Annotated in this window: 15 protein-coding genes and 1 pseudogene; 8 read left to right on the plus strand and 8 right to left on the minus strand. The window is 69.6% G+C overall.

Annotated elements, in window-relative coordinates; translation table 11 throughout:
* Positions 1 to 389 precede the first annotated feature (389 nt).
* From BCF44_RS12615 to rpmH, 8 genes are all read right to left on the minus strand, one after another.
* A complete protein-coding gene (locus BCF44_RS12615) occupies positions 390 to 1,379 on the minus strand; it encodes a ParB/RepB/Spo0J family partition protein (protein ID WP_116174436.1) in 990 nt (329 codons plus the stop codon).
* Positions 1,376 to 2,293, minus strand: coding sequence for a ParA family protein (locus BCF44_RS12620; RefSeq protein ID WP_116174437.1), 918 nt, complete (start codon positions 2,291 to 2,293; stop codon positions 1,376 to 1,378). Before BCF44_RS12620 ends, BCF44_RS12615 begins: the two co-directional genes overlap by 4 nt.
* Before the next feature lie 107 nt (positions 2,294 to 2,400).
* The gene (gene rsmG / locus BCF44_RS12625) at positions 2,401 to 3,063 is read right to left on the minus strand and encodes a 16S rRNA (guanine(527)-N(7))-methyltransferase RsmG (protein ID WP_246015074.1); all 663 of its coding nucleotides are present in this window, start codon (positions 3,061 to 3,063) and stop codon (positions 2,401 to 2,403) included.
* Positions 3,064 to 3,256: 193 nt separating this feature from the next.
* Positions 3,257 to 3,793, minus strand: coding sequence for a Jag family protein (locus BCF44_RS12630; RefSeq protein ID WP_116174439.1), 537 nt, complete (start codon positions 3,791 to 3,793; stop codon positions 3,257 to 3,259).
* Positions 3,794 to 3,821: 28 nt separating this feature from the next.
* A complete protein-coding gene (yidC, locus tag BCF44_RS12635; RefSeq protein ID WP_116174440.1) occupies positions 3,822 to 4,913 on the minus strand; it encodes a membrane protein insertase YidC in 1,092 nt (363 codons plus the stop codon).
* A 4-nt stretch (positions 4,914 to 4,917) separates the two neighbouring features.
* The gene (yidD, locus tag BCF44_RS12640) at positions 4,918 to 5,184 is read right to left on the minus strand and encodes a membrane protein insertion efficiency factor YidD (RefSeq protein WP_116174441.1); all 267 of its coding nucleotides are present in this window, start codon (positions 5,182 to 5,184) and stop codon (positions 4,918 to 4,920) included.
* Positions 5,181 to 5,567 (minus strand): ribonuclease P protein component, encoded by a 387-nt coding sequence (gene rnpA, locus BCF44_RS12645; RefSeq protein WP_116174442.1) that lies wholly within the window; start codon positions 5,565 to 5,567, stop codon positions 5,181 to 5,183. The genes yidD and rnpA overlap by 4 nt, the downstream gene beginning before the upstream one ends.
* Positions 5,568 to 5,579: 12 nt before the next feature.
* Positions 5,580 to 5,723: a 50S ribosomal protein L34 gene (gene rpmH, locus BCF44_RS12650; protein WP_084579815.1), complete on the minus strand. Its 144-nt coding sequence runs from the start codon at positions 5,721 to 5,723 to the stop codon at positions 5,580 to 5,582.
* 570 nt (positions 5,724 to 6,293) lie between these two features.
* On the opposite strand from rpmH, the gene dnaA reads away from it, so the two are divergent.
* The 8 genes and pseudogenes from dnaA to BCF44_RS59135 form a co-directional block, all read left to right on the plus strand.
* Positions 6,294 to 7,847, plus strand: coding sequence for a chromosomal replication initiator protein DnaA (dnaA, locus tag BCF44_RS12655; protein ID WP_116174443.1), 1,554 nt, complete (start codon positions 6,294 to 6,296; stop codon positions 7,845 to 7,847).
* A gap of 1,110 nt (positions 7,848 to 8,957) precedes the next feature.
* Complete coding sequence (gene dnaN, locus BCF44_RS12660) at positions 8,958 to 10,094, plus strand: DNA polymerase III subunit beta (protein ID WP_116174444.1); 1,137 nt, start codon at positions 8,958 to 8,960, stop codon at positions 10,092 to 10,094.
* A 34-nt stretch (positions 10,095 to 10,128) separates the two neighbouring features.
* Positions 10,129 to 11,013 (plus strand): phosphogluconate dehydrogenase (NAD(+)-dependent, decarboxylating), encoded by an 885-nt coding sequence (gnd, locus tag BCF44_RS12665; protein ID WP_116174445.1) that lies wholly within the window; start codon positions 10,129 to 10,131, stop codon positions 11,011 to 11,013.
* Positions 11,013 to 12,149: a DNA replication/repair protein RecF gene (gene recF / locus BCF44_RS12670; protein ID WP_116174446.1), complete on the plus strand. Its 1,137-nt coding sequence runs from the start codon at positions 11,013 to 11,015 to the stop codon at positions 12,147 to 12,149. The genes gnd and recF overlap by 1 nt, the downstream gene beginning before the upstream one ends.
* Positions 12,150 to 12,351: 202 nt before the next feature.
* Positions 12,352 to 12,867, plus strand: coding sequence for a DciA family protein (locus BCF44_RS12675; protein ID WP_246014990.1), 516 nt, complete (start codon positions 12,352 to 12,354; stop codon positions 12,865 to 12,867).
* Positions 12,868 to 13,137: 270 nt separating this feature from the next.
* Complete coding sequence (gene gyrB, locus BCF44_RS12680; protein ID WP_116174448.1) at positions 13,138 to 15,114, plus strand: DNA topoisomerase (ATP-hydrolyzing) subunit B; 1,977 nt, start codon at positions 13,138 to 13,140, stop codon at positions 15,112 to 15,114.
* A 49-nt stretch (positions 15,115 to 15,163) separates the two neighbouring features.
* Complete coding sequence (gene gyrA / locus BCF44_RS12685; RefSeq protein ID WP_116174449.1) at positions 15,164 to 17,677, plus strand: DNA gyrase subunit A; 2,514 nt, start codon at positions 15,164 to 15,166, stop codon at positions 17,675 to 17,677.
* 353 nt (positions 17,678 to 18,030) lie between these two features.
* A pseudogene (locus BCF44_RS59135) lies at positions 18,031 to 18,699 on the plus strand (DUF3566 domain-containing protein); the annotation flags it as partial.
* Between the last annotated feature and the right edge of the window lie 47 nt (positions 18,700 to 18,746).

An 18,746-nucleotide genomic window follows, 5' to 3' on the forward strand; every position in this document is an offset into this window, starting at 1 on the left:
ATCCGCCAGCCCGGCCCTCCCGGAACGCTCTTCGCCACCGGCGCGACTCTCCTGGTTCCTGCCGGCTCGCCCCACTCGACCTTCATCGCCACCGGCACGCGAGTCACATTCGATCCGCCGGCTTGCCCCCGGTCGGAATCCCCTTCGTCACCGGCGCGACTCACCGTCGTTGCCGCCCGCCCGGCTCGAATCCTTGTCGTCGCCGGGCGCGGCTCTTCTTCATCCCCCACCGGCGCGTCCCGCTCGAAGTCCTCTCCGCCGACGGCGCGACTCACGCTTCGTTCCGCTGGCTCGCCCGGATCAGACCCCTTCGTCACCGGCGCGACTCATCCTCGTTCCCGCCGGCGTGTCCGCCCCGAAAAACCGCTTCGTCACCGTGACGTAAGTGGTCAAGGTGACTGGATGTCGTCGATCCGTGTCCGATTTGCCGCATCCGGCGCGATGAGGCCGACGATGCGTTCGAGGTCGTCGACCGACCCGAACTCGACCACGATCCGGCCCTTGCGACGTCCCAGCTCGACCTTGACCCGGGTGTCGAACGAGTCCGACAGCTTGTCGGCGAGGTCCTGGAGACCGGGGGCGTGGATCGGCTTGCGGGGAGCGGGCTTCGGCTTGGCCGGCGCCTCGCTCTTCGCCAGCGTCACCGCTTCCTCGGTGGCCCGCACCGACAGCCCCTCGGCGACGATCTTCGCCGCCAGATCCTCCTGCGAGCCGGAGTCCTCCAGGCCGAGCAGCGCCCTGGCGTGGCCCGCCGACAGCACGCCGGCGGCGACGCGGCGCTGCACCGGCAGCGGCAGCTTCAGCAGCCGGATGGTGTTGGTGATGACCGGCCGGCTGCGGCCGATGCGGCTGGCCAGTTCCTCGTGCGTCACCTCGAACTCGTCCAGCAGCTGCTGATAGGCCGCCGCCTCTTCGAGCGGGTTCAGCTGCGCCCGGTGGATGTTCTCCAGCAACGCGTCGCGGAGCATCGCGTCGTCGGCGGTCTGCCGCACGATCGCCGGGATCGCGTCGAGGCCGGCACGCTGCGAGGCGCGCCAGCGGCGCTCGCCCATCACCAGCTCGTACGAGCCGCGGCCCAACTCGCGGACCACGATCGGCTGCATCAGCCCGAACTCGCGGATGGAGTGCTCCAGCTCGGCGAGCGCCTCCTCGTCGAAGACCTGCCGAGGCTGCTTCGGGTTCGGCTTGATCTCGGTGATCGGCACCTCGCGGTAGACCGCGCCGGCCACCGTGTTGCCGCCGACGACGGCCGGGGGAGCGCTGTCCGGGATGGTGCCGATCGTGACACCGCCGCCGTTGGTCTCGCCCGGAGGCGGCCCCTGGGGGATCAGCGCCGCGAGGCCGCGGCCCAGACCACCCTTGCGTTCCGGCGGTGTCATGCGTTCTCCATCTCGGTGCCGCGGTCGGCGATCTCACGGGCGGCGTCCAGGTAGCTCATCGCGCCCCGGGAGCCCGGGTCGTAGGCGAGCACCGTCTGGCCGTAGCCAGGCGCCTCGGAGACCTTCACACTGCGTGGGATGACCGTCTGGAGGCAGGTGTCGCCGAAGTGCCCACGCACCTCGCTGGTCACCTGGTCGGCCAGCTTGGTGCGGCCGTCGTACATGGTGAGCAGGATGGTGGAGACGTCCAGCGCCGGGTTCAGGTGCGCCTTCACGAGGTCGATGTTGCGCAGTAGCTGGCCGAGCCCCTCGAGCGCGTAGTACTCGCACTGGATCGGGATCAGCACCTCCTTGGCCGCGACGAGCGCGTTGACCGTCAGCAGGCCGAGGGACGGCGGGCAGTCGATGAAGACGTAGTCGATGCCGAGCTCGTCGAGCGCCTCGCTGGACAGCGCCTCCTTGAGCCGCGACTCGCGGGCGACCATGGACACGAGCTCGATCTCCGCGCCGGCGAGGTCGATGGTGGCCGGCACGCAGTAGAGATTCTCGGACTGCTCGCTGACCGCCGCCGCGTCGGCGATGGAGATCTCGCCGATCAGCACCTCGTAGACCGACGGCGTGCCGGACCGGTGCTCGATGGCGAGCGCGGTGCTGGCGTTGCCCTGCGGGTCTAGGTCGATCACGAGCGTCTTCAGACCGTGCAGGGCGAGGGCGGCGGCAAGGTTGACCGTGCTGGTCGTCTTGCCGACGCCACCCTTCTGGTTGGCCACCGTCAGGATGCGGCGGTGGGCCGGGCGGGGGAGCTTCAACGAATCCGGGTGCAGCACCTTGGCGGCGCGCTGAGCCTCGGCTTCGATCGGAGTCCAGGTGGCGCCTTCGCCGGCCATGACCGACTCGCTCATTGCTGGATTCATCGGGCGTAGTACCTCTCCGGCTCCGACGGGCCCGTCGTGTGCCTCTGCGAGTCTCGCTGTTTCACGTGGAACATGCGGCGCTCCGATCTGGGGATCCGAGTACACGCTCACCCATCCTTCCGTCTCCGACGCCCGCCGTCACGACGCCCCACCTGTTCATCCCGCCCGATCACCACGACGGTCGTCGGCACCTCCAGCACGTCGGCGCCACACGTGGCCAACCGCTGCCGGCCGCCACCCGCCTTCGCCACCGCTGCCGCATCGCGATCCAGTTCCTCGGCCGCGCTGGCCCCCTTGAGCGCCAGCAGCTCGCCACCGGGCCGGAGGAGCGGCAGGCACCACTTGGCCAGTCGCTCCAGGGGAGCCACCGCCCGGGCGGTGACCACGTCGCTGCCACCGAGCCGGCGACGCACCTCGGGTTCCTCGGCCCGGCCCCGCATCACCTCGACGTCGAGACCGAGCGTGTCCACGACCTCCTGAAGCCAGGCGATGCGACGCGCCATCGGCTCTAGCAGAGTCAGCCGGATGTCCGGCCGCGTGATCGCCAACGGGATGCCAGGAAGTCCCGCCCCCGAGCCTACGTCCACCACCCGGCAGTTCTGCGGAACCAACTCGGCGAGTACGGCCGAGTTGAACAGATGGCGGTCCCAGAGCCGGTCCACCTCGCGCGGTCCGATCAGACCGCGCTCCACTCCATGATCGGCCAGAAGCGCGGCGAACTTGATTGCCCCCGACGACCCGCCGCCGAACACCCGCTCCACGACGTCCATCGGCGGCTGCGACGCCTCGCTCATACGCTCCCAATCCGTCCGCACGTTTCACGTGAAACCATGTCGGACCCATCTTCCCTGACGACCCCGTTTCACGTGAAACACGGCGGCCAACGGACGCCACGCGTCGCCGTGCGGCACAAAAAGCGCGGCCCGTTTCACGTGAAACGGGCCGCGCGTCGATCCTGCCGAGTTACTGCTCCTTGAAGACCACCACGCGACGCTGAGGCTCCTCGCCCTCGCTCTCGCTGTAGGTGCCCTTCACGGCGGCAACCGCGTCGTGCACCACCTTGCGCTCGAACGGGGTCATCGGCTGGAGCCGCACCTTCTCTCCGGTGGACAGCACCTTCTCGGCCGCCGACTTGCCGAGCTCACGGAGCTCGGTCCGGCGACCCTCCCGCCACTGAGCGATGTCCAGCATCAGCCGGCTCCGCACGCCGGTCTCCTGCTGGACCGCGAGCCGGGTCAGCTCCTGAAGCGCCTCCAGCACGGTGCCGCGCTGGCCGACGAGCTTCTCCAACTCCTCGCCGCCGTCGATGCTCACGATCGCGCGGCCGGCCTCGACATCCAGGTCGATGTCGCCGTCGTAGTCGAGGACGTCCAGCAACTGCTCCAGGTAGTCACCGGCGATGTCGCCCTCCTGGACGAGCAGATCCTCGGTGCTGGCCGACGACCGCTCCTCGGTCGTCTCCTCCTGGTCGGCATCGGCCGCCTGCACCGTCTCCGACACGTTCTCTCCTCTCCAGAAAAGCTCGGCCTCAGCGACGCTTCCGGCTCTGCTTCTTACGGGCTCGGTCCGGGGCCAGACCGGGGATCTTGGTCGACTCACCGCTGCCGTTGACGGCGCCGCCGGCCGGCGCGCTCGCCCCGTTGCTGCTGGAGTCGCTCTGCTCGGGCGCCTTGTCGGCCACCGTGTCCAAGGGGTCGGTCGCCGGGACGGCGTCCTGCGGCTTGGCCGGGCGGCGCACCTGCTGCATCGGCTTCTGTCCGGGCTTCGGGGCGAGGTTGTTGCGCTGCTCGACCTTCTTCTGCTTCGCCTCCGCCTCTTCCCGGTCGATGCGGTGGTAGACGAGGTACTGCTGCCCGAGCGTCCACGCGTTGTTGCTCAGCCAGTAGAACAGCAGACCGATCTGAAGGAAGGCGCCGAACGCCAGCACACCGAGCGGGAACAAGTACAGGGTCAGCTTGTTCATGATCGCGGTCTGCGGGTTCGCGGTCACCGCGGCGGTCTGCCGGGCCACGTTGTGCCGGGCGGTCAGGTGGGTCGCGATGCTGGCGACGATCATCAGCGGGATCGAGACCAGGATGACGTCCAGCCGGTCCACGTGCGGCACGAAGGTGCCGAGGTCGGTGTCCGCGATGTACGAGGACAGCGGCGCGCCGAACAGTCGGGCCTGAAGGAACGACTTCACGTCGTCGGGCGGCAGCCAGTAGTTGGCGATCTTGATGTTCTGGTCGTAGGACAGACCCGGCCGGTTGAACGACCGCAGCACGTGGTTCAGGCCGATGAAGACGGGCGCCTGCAGCAGCACCGGCAGACAGCCGGCCAGCGGGTTAACGCCGTGCTCGGACTGGAGCTTCTGCATCTCCGCCGCGAGCTTCTGCTTGTCGTTGGCGTACTTCTTCTGCAGCTTCTTGATCTCGGGCTGGAACTCGGCCATCTTGCGCATCGACTTGACCTGCGCGACGAACGGCTTGAAGAGGATCACGCGCAGGGTGAACACGAGGAACACCACCGAGAGCGCCCAGCTGGCCGCGCCGCCGAAGGACCCGTCGCCGAGAATGAAGCCGAAGACCTTGTGCCACACCCACAAGATCCCCGACACGGGGTAATAGATGAAGTTGAGCACTGAGCTACTCCTCGGCAGCGGTGTTGGAACTGGCTCCGGTCCGCGGCTGCCGTGGCGGCACCGGGTCCAAGCCTCCAGGATGCCAGGGCCCGCAGCGCAGCAGCCGACGCACGGTCAGCCAGCTGCCACGCACCGCGCCATGGACGGTCAGCGCCTCCACCGCGTAAGCACTACAGCTCGGGTAGAAGCGACAGCTCGGGGGGAACAGCGGGGAGATCCACCGCTGATACACCCGGATCGGGGCCACCAGCACCTTCGCCGCGACGGTCACGAGGCACCTCCCGTCAGGCCGAGGCGGCGCAGCGCGGCGTCCAGGTCACGGCCGAGCTCGGCACTGGTCGCGGTGGCGGCGGGCGCCAGCGCCCGCACCACCATCGCCGTACCGGCCGGCAGCTGCCCGAGTCGCTCCGCCATCTGGTGACGCAACCGCCGGCTGACCCGGTGGCGCACCACCGAGTTGCCGACGGCCTTGCTCACGACGAAGCCCACCCTGGTCCGAGCGGGCTCGGTCCGGGTGGGCGACGTCGGTGCTGAGATGTCCGCCGAGCTCGTCAGGGCATGCATGACGAGCCGGGGTCTGCCGGCTCGGCGACCCCGACGGACGACCAGGCCGAAGTCCTGGCCACTGGTCAGCCGGGCGGCCGCGGGGAGCACGGCGCGTCAGGGTCAGGCCGAGAGGCGGGCGCGGCCCTTGCCCCGGCGGGCAGCCAGGATCGCGCGACCCGCGCGGGTACGCATCCGCAGCCGGAACCCGTGGGTCTTGGCGCGACGACGGTTGTTGGGCTGGAAGGTGCGCTTACCCTTGCTCACTTCTGGGTCTCCCGGTGCTCACTGCAAGCAGGTCTGGTGGTGTCCCCTGCCGCGACTCGCGCGGTCGCCGCAGTGCAACGGCCTGTCCGGACGAGAGTCGTGGGCGCCGGATCACGTTCCGACACTCAGTGGCACGGGCGCGCGAAGACGCCCGCTACCAGCGGGAGACCTTTCGAGGGTACGCAGCCGAGCGCCGGTTCTCAAATCGGCCCCTCCACCACCCCATCAGGCGACAGACGGGTCACGGTGGGGGAGTGACCGGCAGGTTCGTCTTGTGGCGGCTGCCACGCCTTGTTAGCGTGCTCCTCCGCGGTTTTGACTCGGGACCAGCCCGAGGCTCCCGACACGTGGCGCCGAGCCGTCCGCACGGAACCCGGACCCCGTCGCTGGCCAGACCCAGTGCGAGGCGCCGAAGTGTCCCGGCGTACCTTCGTGCACAGTTGTGGACAACCTGTGGACTACACGGTCCCGACGTCCACGACACCACCGGACGTGACGATCTGGGGCTGCTGCGCATTCGCCGGCCGACCCCGGCGTGAGCGGATCAGGCGAGGGGAGGGGAGCAGGGACGTGTCCGACGACCAGACCAACCTCGGTCAGGTGTGGGACCAGGTCGTCCAGGAACTGCTCGCCGCGGGGGCCCTGTCCTCCCTACAGCGCGCCTGGATGCGGGTGACTCGGCCGATCGGGCTGCTGGACGGCACGGTCCTGCTCGGCGCGCCGAGCGACTTCGCCAAGGAAGCCATCGAGCGGGCGCTGCGCGATCCGATCACCGCCGCGCTGTCCCGGCGACTGGGCCGCCCGGTGTCACTGGCCGTCAAGGTCGACACCGTGGTGCCACGCACCGCCACCCCCGGCCCGCCGCCGCCCCCCGCCCCGCAGCCGATGCCGCTCCTCACCAACCCCACGCCGCGCCCGCCGGCCGTCGCGCCCGCGGAGCAGACCGCGCCGATGGCGGCGATCACCGTGTCCGAGGACGGCGAATCCGAGGACGAGGTGGACGAGGAGCGCGAGGCGCTGGCCACCGTGCACGAGATCTGGCCGACGTTCAGCGGGCCGCCGGCCGCGCAGCCGAGCCAGACCAACTCGCAGACCCGGCTCAACGAGAAGTACACGTTCGACACGTTCGTCATCGGCGCGTCCAACCGGTTCGCCCACGCCGCCGCGGTGGCGGTGGCCGAGGCGCCGGCCCGCGCGTACAACCCGCTGTTCATCTGGGGCGAGTCCGGCCTGGGCAAGACCCACCTGCTGCACGCCGTCGGGCACTACGCCCAGCGGCTGTTCCCGGGGATGCGGGTGCGCTACGTGTCCACCGAGGAGTTCACCAACGACTTCATCAACTCCCTGCGGGACGACCGCAAGATCGCCTTCCAGCGCCGCTACCGGGACATCGACGTGCTGCTCGTCGACGACATCCAGTTCCTGGAGGGCAAGGAAGGCACGCAGGAGGAGTTCTTCCACACCTTCAACACGCTGCACAACTCGAACAAGCAGATCGTGGTGTCCTCCGACCGGCCGCCGAAACGGCTGGAGACCCTGGAGGACCGCCTGCGCACCCGGTTCGAGTGGGGCCTGATCACCGACATCCAGCCGCCCGAGCTGGAGACCCGGATCGCCATCCTGCGCAAGAAGGCCGCGCAGGACCGGCTGGCCGCGCCGGCAGAGGTGCTGGAGTTCATCGCCGCCCGGATCGAGCGCAACATCCGGGAGCTGGAGGGCGCGCTGATCCGGGTGACCGCGTTCGCGTCGCTGAACCGGCAGCCGGTGGACGTGCAGCTGGCCGAGATCGTGCTGCGGGACCTGATCCCGGACTCGCACGCCCCCGAGATCACCGCACCGACCATCATGGCCGTGACCGCCGAGTTCTTCGGCGTGACGATCGACGACCTGTGCGGGCCGGGCAAGACCAAGGCGCTGGCCCAGGCCCGGCAGATCTCCATGTACCTGTGCCGCGAGCTGACCGACCTGTCGCTGCCCAAGATCGGGCAGACCTTCGGCGGCCGCGACCACACCACGGTCATGCACGCGGACAAGAAGATCCGCAAGGAGATGGCCGAGCGCCGGCGCATCTACGACCAGGTGCAGGAGCTGACCTCCCGCATCAAGCAGCGCGCCCGCGCCTGACCCCGTTTCGCCCCTGAGCGGCCCCCGACTTTCGGCGGGCCGCTCGCGGCTGTCCGGCCCTTGGCCCGCGACGCCGACTCCTTTCTCACCGACCACCCCGGTCCGCCGCCGAGCACGGTGAGAAACCAGCCGGCCGACGGCCGATCGGCGACGCATCTTTCTCACCGCGCCCTCGACAGCGTCACCCGACCCGGTGAGAAACCCCTTGCTTCGGTCGGCCCCTCCGCGCGCCGCCCCGCCCATCGACGGGCCGACCGGCACCTTTCTCAGGGAACGCGACCGGCGCCTTTCTGCTCGGCGCCGCGCCCCGGTCTGCCGCCTCGACCAGAAAAGTGCGCGCCGATCGGCGGCCCGTGGGTCCGGGCGAACTTTCTGAGAACCGTCCCGGCCCCGCCACCCGTCCCGTCAGAAAGGTCGGTGGCCGCGCCCCGGGGTCCCCACCCTCGCCTCGCGCCGGCCGGAGCTTTCTGGCCGACCGCCGGATCGGCCCGCCGGCCCCCTCAGAAAGGCGCCGCGACCTGCGTGCGGCATCGTGATCTTGGCGACGACGCGACCCGTCGCCGGCCGTCGACCCCGCCGTCCGCAACCCCCGGTCGATGAACTTTTCTGGCGGGCCGGGGTGCCCGATCAGCCCCGGCTCCCAGAAAAGTTGTCCACAGTCACCCACATCGGGGAGACCTGGGCCACTTTCACCCTGTGCAACACCTGGGGACGGACCAGCCCACATCTGGGGATGGATGTGTGGACAACTTCGCCGATCTGTGGACCGTTCGGAGCAGCCGGGAAGTTGTCCACGGGGTCCCCGAGTTGTCCACCGGTCACCCGGGGTACTTGCCCACACCCCCGGCCATCACCTGAACAGCGCAAACCCCGGTTGTCCACACAATCCACACCCCTTACTGCTGTTACTGGATATCTCTTCGAAGAGATGAAAAGAAGAAAAACAGGGGGTGGCCGAAGTTGGGGACAGCGCCGGTTCGCGACGGGAAGCCCCGACATGACGAAGCGGCCCCGCACGCTCTACCGTTGGGCTCCCCTAGGACCCGGTCGTGTGCCGAGCCCGGACGACACGGGGACGACCACGGTCGTGCCGAAGGAAAGGACGCCCTCATGAAGATCCGCGTCGAGCGCGACGGTCTAGCCGACGCCGTGGCCTGGGTCGCACGAAGCCTGCCGTCCAGGCCGCCGGTCCCGGTCCTCGGCGGTGTCCTACTGGACGCCGGCTCGGACGAGGGTGACACCGGCGACGCGTTGACGGTGTCGGGCTTCGACTACGAGGTCTCGGCGCAGGTCGGCGTCCCGGCCACGATCGCGGCCGGCGGCAAGACCCTGGTCTCCGGCCGACTGCTCGCCGACATCACCAAGGCGCTGCCCAACCACCCGGTGGAGATCGCCGTCGACGGCGCCCGCGTCTCGATCACGTGTGGCAGCGCCAAGTTCAGCCTGCCGACCATGCCGGTCGAGGACTACCCGGCGCTGCCGGCGATGCCGCAGCGGGCGGGCGCGCTGGCCGGCGAGGTGTTCGCCGAGGCGGTCGGCCAGGTCGCGGTCGCCGCCGGCAAGGACGACACGCTGCCGATGCTCACCGGTGTCCGGGTCGAGTTCAACGGCGGCAAGCTGACCCTGGTCGCCACCGACCGGTTCCGGCTGGCGATGCGCGAGTTCGACTGGGAGCCGGCCGACGAGGTCGACACCGCGGTCCTGGTGCCGGCCCGCAACCTGGCCGACGCGGCCAAGACGCTGGGCGGCGCCGGCTCGACGGTCGAGCTCTCGCTGGCCTCCGGCGACGGCCTGCTCGGCCTGTCGGGCACCGGGCGGCGAACCACCAGTCGACTTCTGGATGCCGAATTCCCGAAGTACCGGCAACTTCTGCCCGCTGAGCACAACGCGGCTGCGATCATCGACGTGTCCTCGCTCCAGGACGCGATCAAGCGAGTCTCGCTGGTGGCCGAGCGCGGCACCCAGGTCCGGCTGGAGTTCAGCGACGGCGGCCTGCGGCTGTCCGCGGGCGGCGACGACGAGGGCAGCGCCGAGGAGGAGCTGCCGGTCGAGTTCACCGGCGAGCCCGTGACGATCGCGTTCAACCCGGGCTATCTGCTCGACGGCCTGGCGGCTGTGCGCACGGATCGTGCCCACTTGTCGTTCACCACACCGAGCCGGCCCGCGTTGATCAAGCCGGTGGGCGAGGATGGAGGCGTGGTGGAGGGCTACCTCTACCTGCTGATGCCGGTGCGCCTGCCCGGCTGACCCAGCTCGCTGCCTGTAACAGGAGAGGACCGCGATCGTGCAGCTCGGACTCATCGGCCTGGGCAAGATGGGCTTCAACATGCGGGAGCGGTTGCGCAAGGCCGGCCACGAGGTGGTGGGCTACGACCGCAACCCGGACGTCACCGACGTCGCCAGCCTGGCCGACCTGGTCGGCGCGCTGGAGGCGCCGCGGACAGTGTGGATCATGGTGCCGTCCGGCGACCCGACCCGGCAGACGGTGCAGCAGCTCGGCGAGCTGCTGTCCGAGGGCGACCTCGTGATCGACGGCGGCAACTCGCGGTTCACCGACGACTCGGCCAACGCCGCGCACCTGGACACCAAGGGCATCGGCTATCTCGACTGCGGCGTGTCCGGCGGCGTCTGGGGTCTGGACGTCGGCTACGGCCTGATGGTCGGCGGCGACAAGAAGCACGTCGAGCACGCAATGCCGATCTTCGACGCGCTCCGCCCGGAGGGCCCGCGCGAGGAGGGCTTCGCGCACGCCGGCCCGGTCGGCGCCGGCCACTTCTCGAAGATGGTGCACAACGGCATCGAGTACGGCCTGATGCAGGCCTACGCCGAGGGCTTCGAGCTGCTGGAGGCGTCCGAGCTGGTGACGGACGTGCCGGCGACGATCAAGGCCTGGCAGCGCGGCACCGTGGTCCGGTCGTGGCTGCTCGACCTGCTGGTCCGCGCCCTGGACTCCGACCCCGAGCTGGACGACCTGCGCGGCTACGTGGAGGACTCCGGTGAGGGCCGGTGGACCGTCGAGGAGGCGATCAACCACTCGGTGCCGGCGCCGGTGATCTCCGCCGCGCTGTTCGCCCGGTTCGCCTCCCGCCAGGACGACTCGCCGGCGATGCGGGCCGTCGCGGCGCTGCGCAACCAGTTCGGCGGCCACGCGGTTCAGAAAGCCTGATGTACGTCAGACATCTCCAGGTCGTCGACTTCCGCTCCTGGGCGCACGCCGATCTGGCGTTCGATCCGGGCGTGAGCGTGTTCGTCGGCTCCAACGGCCAGGGCAAGACCAACCTGGTCGAGGCGGTCGGGTACGTGGCCACCCTCGGTTCGCACCGAGTGGCCACGGACGCGCCGCTGGTCCGCACCGGCAGCCCGCGGGCGGTGATCCGCACGGCGGTGGTCAACGCCGGCCGCGAGCTGCTGGTCGAGCTGGAGATCACGCCGGGCAAGGCGAACCGGGCGCGGATCAACCGCGGCCCGGTGCCTCGCCCGCGTGAGGTGCTGGGCATCCTGCGCACCGTGTTGTTCGCGCCGGAGGACCTGGCGCTGGTGCGCGGTGATCCCGGCGAGCGTCGCAAGTTCATGGACGACCTCCTGGTCCTGCGGGCGCCGCGGTACGCCGGCATTCGCTCCGACTACGAACGTGTGCTCAAGCAGCGCAGCGCCCTGCTGAAGTCGGCGGGCGCCGCGCGCCGCGCCGGCGGGCGTGGCGACCTGAGCACGTTGGAGGTGTGGGACGGCCACTTGGCCAAGCAGGGTGCGTTGCTGCTCGCCGGCCGCCTCGACCTGATCGACGACATGGCTCCGCTGGTCGCGGCCGCGTATGCCGGGGTCGCCCCGGAGTCGCGGCCGGTCTCGATCCGGTACCGGTCGACGCTCGGCGACGCGCTGCCGCGGCGGGAGCGGGCCGACATCGACGAGTTGGAGGCGGCGCTGCTCGCCGAGATCGCCCGGGTCCGGTCGCAGGAGGTGGAGCGCGGCGTCTCGCTGGTCGGGCCGCACCGGGACGAGCTGGAGCTGACGCTCGGCGACAACCCGGCCAAGGGTTACGCGAGTCACGGAGAGTCATGGTCCTTCGCGCTGGCGTTGCGGCTGGGCGCGTACGAGCTCTTGCGTGAGGATGGGGCCGAACCGGTCCTGGTGCTCGACGACGTGTTCGCCGAGCTGGACCGCAGGCGCCGGCAGCAGCTGGCCAAGGTGGCGGCGAACGCGGAGCAGGTGCTGATCACCGCGGCGGTCGCCGAGGACGTGCCGGAGGAGTTGGCCGGCGCACGATACGAGGTCCGCGACGGCGAGGTGAACCGTGTCCGATGAGCCCGCGGGCAATCCGCCACTAGGGGTACGCATCTCCGGCCCAACTTCCCCCACATCTGGGGATAAACCTGTGGATGGTGTGGATAACTCGGTCACTCCGGGGCGTCGACCCACCGCGAAACCGTCCGATAATGCGGCGAACGGGGCAAATCGGACGGGATCTACCCCCAAGCCGTCACCTGAAGGTGGACAACCCGAACGGGTGGTCGACCGGCTGCCGGAGGGACTGAAGGGATCGGATCTGGCCCGCGCGGCCCTCGCCGCCGCCCGCGAGGCGTCCAAGGCGCGCAAGCCGTCGAAGCGCGGCACGCCCGCGGTCAACCGCGGCCGGCGGCGGCGCTGGTCGGGTTCCGGCGCGGACGACCGTGACCCGCAGCCGCTCGGCCGGCTGGTGTCCCGGATGGCCAAGGACAGGGGCTGGGACGAGCAGCTCTCCGGCGGTCAGGTGTTCGCGAAGTGGCCACATCTGGTCGGGGCCGAGGTGGCCCAGCACGCGAAACCGGTGACGCTGCGTGAGGGCGAACTGGTGGTGCAGGCCGAGTCGACGGCGTGGGCGACCCAGCTCCGGCTGCTCCAGCGCCAACTGCTCCAGCAGATCGCCAAGGGCGTCGGCCCGAACGTGGTCAAGCGGCTCAAGGTGCAGGGCCCGTCGGCCCCCAACTGGCGATTCGGGCCGCTACATGCCCCAGGTCGCGGGCCACGTGACACCTACGGCTGACACACCATGTTTCACATGAAACACGGCAGCGGGGAAATCACGGCTCACGGAGACGAACGTAGCCGGACCGAGTGACATCCCCAGCCCGGCGGACCCTAGCCCGTTCACTTCCGGGCTTCTGTGACGTTCTCAGCCGGGTCCTTGCCGCGATTTGGGCGGGGTCGCCCGGTATACTTTCGGGAGGATGTGAGCACGGCAGCGCTGGACGGTCGTCCGCGCAGGCTCGCACACCAGTCCTGCGTGGCGTCCCAGAGGGAGACAGCAAAACTCGTGGCTGCCAACACCAACGCTGAGTACAGCGCCAAGTCCATCACCGTGCTCGAGGGCCTCGAGGCGGTGCGCAAGCGGCCGGGCATGTACATCGGCTCCACCGGCGAGCGCGGTCTGCACCACCTCATCTGGGAGGTGGTGGACAACGCCGTCGACGAGGCCATGGCCGGCTTCGCCACCAGGGTCGTGCTCGTGCTGCGGGCCGACGGCGGCATCGAGTGCATCGACGACGGCCGCGGCATTCCCATCGACGAGCACCCGGTGGAGAAGCGGCCGGCCGTCGAGGTCGTGCTCACCACGCTGCACGCCGGCGGCAAGTTCGACAGCGACTCCTACGCGGTCTCCGGCGGTCTGCACGGCGTCGGCGTGTCCGTGGTCAACGCGCTGTCGACCCGGCTCGACGTGGAGATCAAGAAGGACGGCTTCGTCTGGACCCAGAGCTACGCGAACTCGGCGCCGACCGGCCCGCTCGTCAAGGGCGAGCCGACCAGCGAGACCGGCACCGTCATCACGTACTGGGCCGACCCGGAGATCTTCGAGACCACCGAGTACAACCTGGAGACGGTGGCCCGGCGGCTCCAGGAGATGGCGTTCCTGAACAAGGGGCTGACCATCGTGCTGCGCGACGAGCGGGTGAGCGAGGAGGAGGCCGAGGCGGACGCCGACGGCCAGGTCGCCCGGGTCAAGGAGCAGACCTTCCACTACCCCGGCGGGCTCGAGGACTTCGTCCGGCACATCAACCGGTCCCGCGAGGCGCTGCACGAGAAGGTCATCGCGTTCGACGCCAAGGGCGACGACCTCGAGGTCGAGATCGCCATGCAGTGGAACACGGGCTACTCGGAGTCGGTGTACACCTTCGCCAACACGATCAACACCCACGAGGGCGGCACCCACGAGGAGGGCTTCCGCGCCGCGCTCACCCGGGTGGTGAACGAGTACGCCAAGGACAAGAAGCTGGTCAAGGAGAAGGACGGCAACCTCTCCGGCGAGGACATCCGCGAGGGCCTGGCCGCCATCGTCTCGGTCAAGCTCAAGGAGCCCCAGTTCGAGGGCCAGACCAAGACCAAGCTGGGCAACACCTCGGCCAAGTCCTTCGTGCAGAAGGCGTGCAACGAGTGGATCGCCGACTGGTTCGACCGGCACCCGGCCGAGGCCAAGATCATCATCAACAAGGCGGTGTCCTCGGCGCAGGCCCGGCTGGCCGCCCGCAAGGCCCGCGAGCTGGTCCGCCGCAAGGGCGCGCTGGACATCGGCGGCCTGCCCGGCAAGCTCAAGGACTGCCGCTCGACCGACCCGGAAGAGTGCGAGATCTACATCGTGGAGGGCGACTCCGCGGGCGGCTCGGCCAAGGAGGGCCGGGACTCCATGTACCAGGCGATCCTGCCGATCCGGGGCAAGATCATCAACGTGGAGAAGGCGCGCATCGACCGCGTGCTGAAGAACACCGAGGTGCAGAGCATGATCACTGCCTTCGGCACCGGCATCCACGACGACTTCGACCTGGCCAAGCTCAAGTACCACAAGATCGTGCTGATGGCCGACGCCGACGTGGACGGCCAGCACATCCGGACCCTGCTGCTGACGCTGCTGTTCCGGTTCATGCGGCCGCTGATCGAGCACGGGCACGTCTACCTGGCCCAGCCGCCGCTGTACAAGATCAAGTGGCAGCGCGGCGTCGAGCCGGAGTACGCCTACTCCGACCGCGAGCGGGACGGCCTGCTCGAGACCGGCCTGGCCGCCGGCAAGAAGATCGGCAAGGACGACAGCATCCAGCGCTACAAGGGCCTCGGCGAGATGAACGCCCAGGAGCTGTGGGAGACCACCATGGACCCGGCCAACCGGGTGCTGCTCCAGGTCACCATGGACGACGCGGCCACCGCCGACGAGCTGTTCAGCGTGCTGATGGGCGAGGACGTCGAGGCGCGGCGGTCCTTCATCACCCGCAACGCCAAGGACGTCAAGTTCCTCGACGTGTGACGTCCCGGCCCCACCGCCTCCTCGCCTTGTGTGAAAGGAACACCCAGCCGTGACCGAAACCTTGCCGCCCGACAACCACGGGCGGACCGAGCCGGTCGACATCCAGCAGGAGATGCAGAACTCCTACATCGCGTACGCGATGAGCGTGATCGTCGGTCGCGCGCTGCCCAACGTGTACGACGGCCTCAAGCCGGTGCACGTGCGGGTGCTGTACTCGATGTACGACTCCGGCTTCCGGCCGGACCGCGGCTACAACAAGTGCGCCCGCGTGGTCGGCGACGTGATGGGCAACTACCACCCGCACGGCGACTCGTCGATCTACGACGCGCTGGTGCGGCTGGCCCAGCCGTGGGCGATGCGCTACCCGCTGGTCGACGGCCAGGGCAACTTCGGCTCGTCCGGCAACGACCCGGCCGCCGCCATGCGGTACACCGAGTGCCGGCTCACCCCGTTGGCCATGCACATGTTGCAGGACATCGAGGAAGAGACCGTCGACTTCCGGGACAACTACGACGGCCGCATCCAGGAGCCGATCGTCCTGCCGTCCCGGGTGCCCAACCTGCTGATCAACGGCAGCGCCGGCATCGCCGTCGGCATGGCCACCAACATCCCGCCGCACAACCTGCGCGAGGTGGCGGACGCGGTGGTGTGGGCGCTGGAGAACCCGGAGACGCCGGACGAGGAGACGCTGGAAGCGGTGATGGCCCGGATCAAGGGCCCCGACTTCCCGACCCACGGCCTGATCCTGGGCACCCGCGGCATCGAGGACGCCTACCGCACCGGCCGCGGCTCGGTGCGCATGCGCGCCGTCGTCGAGGTGGAGGAGGACAGCAAGGGCCGGGTCATCCTGGTCGCCACCGAGCTGCCCTTCCAGGTCAACCCGGACAACCTGGTGGAGAACATCGCCACCCTGGTCCGCGACGGCAAGCTCACCGGCATCGCCAACATCGCCGACGAGTCCAACAGCCGGACCGGCATGCGCATCGTGGTCACGCTCAAGCGGGACGCGGTGGCCAAGGTGGTGCTGAACAACCTCTACAAGCACACCCAGCTCCAGCACACGTTCGGCGTGAACATGGTGTCCCTGGTCGACGGCGTGCCGCGCACGCTGCGCCTGGACCAGATGATCCGCCTCTACGTGAAGCACCAGGTCGAGGTCATCGTCCGGCGCACCCGGTTCCGGCTGCGCAAGGCCGAGGAGCGGGCCCACATCCTGCGCGGCCTGGTCAAGGCGCTGGACCAGCTGGACGCGGTGATCGCGTTGATCCGCCGGTCGCCCACCGTCGAGGACGCCCGGGTCGGCCTGATCGAGCTGCTCACCGTCGACGAGATCCAGGCCAACGCCATCCTCGAGATGCAGCTGCGCCGGCTCGCCGCCCTGGAGCGGCAGAAGATCGTCGACCAGTTGGCCGAGATCGAGATCGAGATCGCCGACCTCCAGGACATCCTGGCCAAGCCGGAGCGGCAGCGGGCCATCGTCCGCGACGAGCTGATGGAGATCGTCGGCAAGTACGGCGACGACCGGCGCACCCGGATCCTGCCGTTCGACGGCGAGGTCTCCATGGAGGACCTCATCGCCGTCGAGGACGTGGTCGTCACGATCACTCGAACGGGTTACGCGAAGCGGACGAAGACCGACCTGTACCGCTCGCAGAAGCGCGGCGGCAAGGGCGTCCAGGGGGCGGCGCTCAAGCAGGACGACATCATCGCCCACTTCTTCGTGTGCTCCACCCACGACTGGATCCTGTTCTTCACCAACATGGGCCGGGTCTACCGGGCCAAGGCGTACGAGCTGCCCGAGGCCAACCGGAACGCGCGCGGCCAGCACGTGGCCAACCTGCTCGCGTTCCAGCCGGGCGAGGAGATCGCTCAGGTCATCGAGATCCCCAACTACGAGGTCGCGCCCTACCTGGTGCTGGCCACCAAGACCGGCCTGGTCAAGAAGTCGCGGCTGGCCGACTTCGACTCCAACCGGTCCGGCGGCCTGATCGGCATCAACCTCAAGGAGGACGACGAGCTGGTCGGTGCCGTGCTCTGCTCGGCCGATGACGACCTGCTGCTGGTCTCCGCCGACGGGCAGTCCATCCGGTTCCACGCCACCGACGAGACGCTGCGACCGATGGGCCGGGCCACCTCCGGCGTGCTGGGCATGCGCTTCAACAGCGGCGACGAGCTGTTGTCGATGGGCGTCGTGCAGCCCGACAAGTTCGTGCTTGTCGCGACCGACGGTGGGTACGCCAAGAGGACGCCGATCGACGACTACCCGATCCAGGGTCGCGGCGGCAAGGGCGTGCTGACCATTCAGTACGACCGCAAGCGTGGGAGGCTGGTCGGGGCGCTGATCGTGGACGAGGGCGACGAGTTGTACGCCATCACCTCATCTGGTGGAGTGATCCGCACCAGCGTCGAACAGGTGCGCAGGGCCGGCCGGCAGACGAAGGGGGTGCGGCTGATGAACCTCGACGAGGGCGGCACCCTGATGGGTGTGGCACGCAACGCCGACGAGCCCACGGACGTCTCCGGAGAGGACGACCAGACCTCCGCGCCGGACGTGGCCGAGTAGGCACGGCAGGCAACTCCCAACGACAAGCTGACTGAGGACCGCTCGTGACAACTCCGGAGAACCCGGAAAAGCCGGACGCCAAGACCGAGTCGGACGGCGAGGTCGAGAAGAAGTCGGTGGCGACCGAGGAGGCTCCCGCCAAGCCGGAGCAGCCCGAGCCGGCCGCGCCGAAGCCGGCGGCCGCCGAACCGGCGACCAACGGCGCGGTCAGTCACGAGCAGGAGACGACGAAGTTCAAGAAGGAGGAGGCCGCCGCGCCCGCCGCGGCGGCTCCCTCTGCACCGGCGACTCCGGCTGCGGCCAGCACGCCGGCGGCATCGCCCGTTGCTTCGCCGACCGTTCCGGCGGCACCGGTCACTCCGGCACCCGTCGCTCCGACGGAGCCGGCGGCCTCGTCGGCGCCGCCGCCGTGGCAGCGGGTCACCGCCGACACCGCGGCGGCCGCGGCGGCGACCACCATCTCGTCCACGGCGTACGACAACGAGCCGGTCGACACCAGCTCGCAGGCCACCACCAACTTCCGCCCGGTCGGCCCGCCCCAGTCGGCGTCCCCGCTCGACTCGCCGACCGTGTCCACCCGGACGTCGGTCAACCTCGGCGGACCCACCACCCCGCCCCGGGGCACCGCCGCGCCCACCGCGCTGCGCCGCCCCGGCCGTGGGCCCAGGCGGGCCAGCCTCCAGATCAAGCGCGTCGACCCGTGGTCGGTGCTCAAGCTGGCGCTGGTGCTCGGCTTCGCCATGTTCCTGGTCTGGATGGTCGCCGTCGGCGTGCTGTACAGCGTGCTCGGTGGCATGAACGTGTGGACCAAGCTCAACGGCACCTACAACGACCTCGTGCAGGGCGGTGACAACAGCGGCGGCGACCTCATCAGCGCCGGCCGCGTGTTCGGCATCGCCGCCGTCGTCGGCCTGGTGAACGTGATCCTGTTCACTGCCATGGCCACCGTCAGCGCGTTCATCTACAACGTGTCCGCTGACCTGGCCGGAGGCGTCGAGGTCACCCTCTCCGAGCGGGAGTGACCCGGTTTGGATCAGGGGAGAGGAGTGCGGTAATCTTCTCCCCCGTA

The sequence above is a fragment of the Kutzneria buriramensis genome (assembly GCF_003387475.1).
GTDB classification, from domain to species: domain Bacteria; phylum Actinomycetota; class Actinomycetes; order Mycobacteriales; family Pseudonocardiaceae; genus Kutzneria; species Kutzneria buriramensis.

What these genes read in the sequence shown, in the direction of transcription:
- BCF44_RS12620 (WP_116174437.1), bottom strand. Translation starts at nt 2,293, where the DNA reads ATGAATCCAGCAATGAGCGAGTCGGTCATGGCCGGCGAAGGCGCCACC.
- rsmG (WP_246015074.1), bottom strand. Translation starts at nt 3,063, where the DNA reads ATGGACGTCGTGGAGCGGGTGTTCGGCGGCGGGTCGTCGGGGGCAATC.
- recF (WP_116174446.1), top strand. Translation starts at nt 11,013, where the DNA reads ATGTACGTCAGACATCTCCAGGTCGTCGACTTCCGCTCCTGGGCGCAC.
- BCF44_RS12615 (WP_116174436.1), bottom strand. Translation starts at nt 1,379, where the DNA reads ATGACACCGCCGGAACGCAAGGGTGGTCTGGGCCGCGGCCTCGCGGCG.
- dnaN (WP_116174444.1), top strand. Translation starts at nt 8,958, where the DNA reads ATGAAGATCCGCGTCGAGCGCGACGGTCTAGCCGACGCCGTGGCCTGG.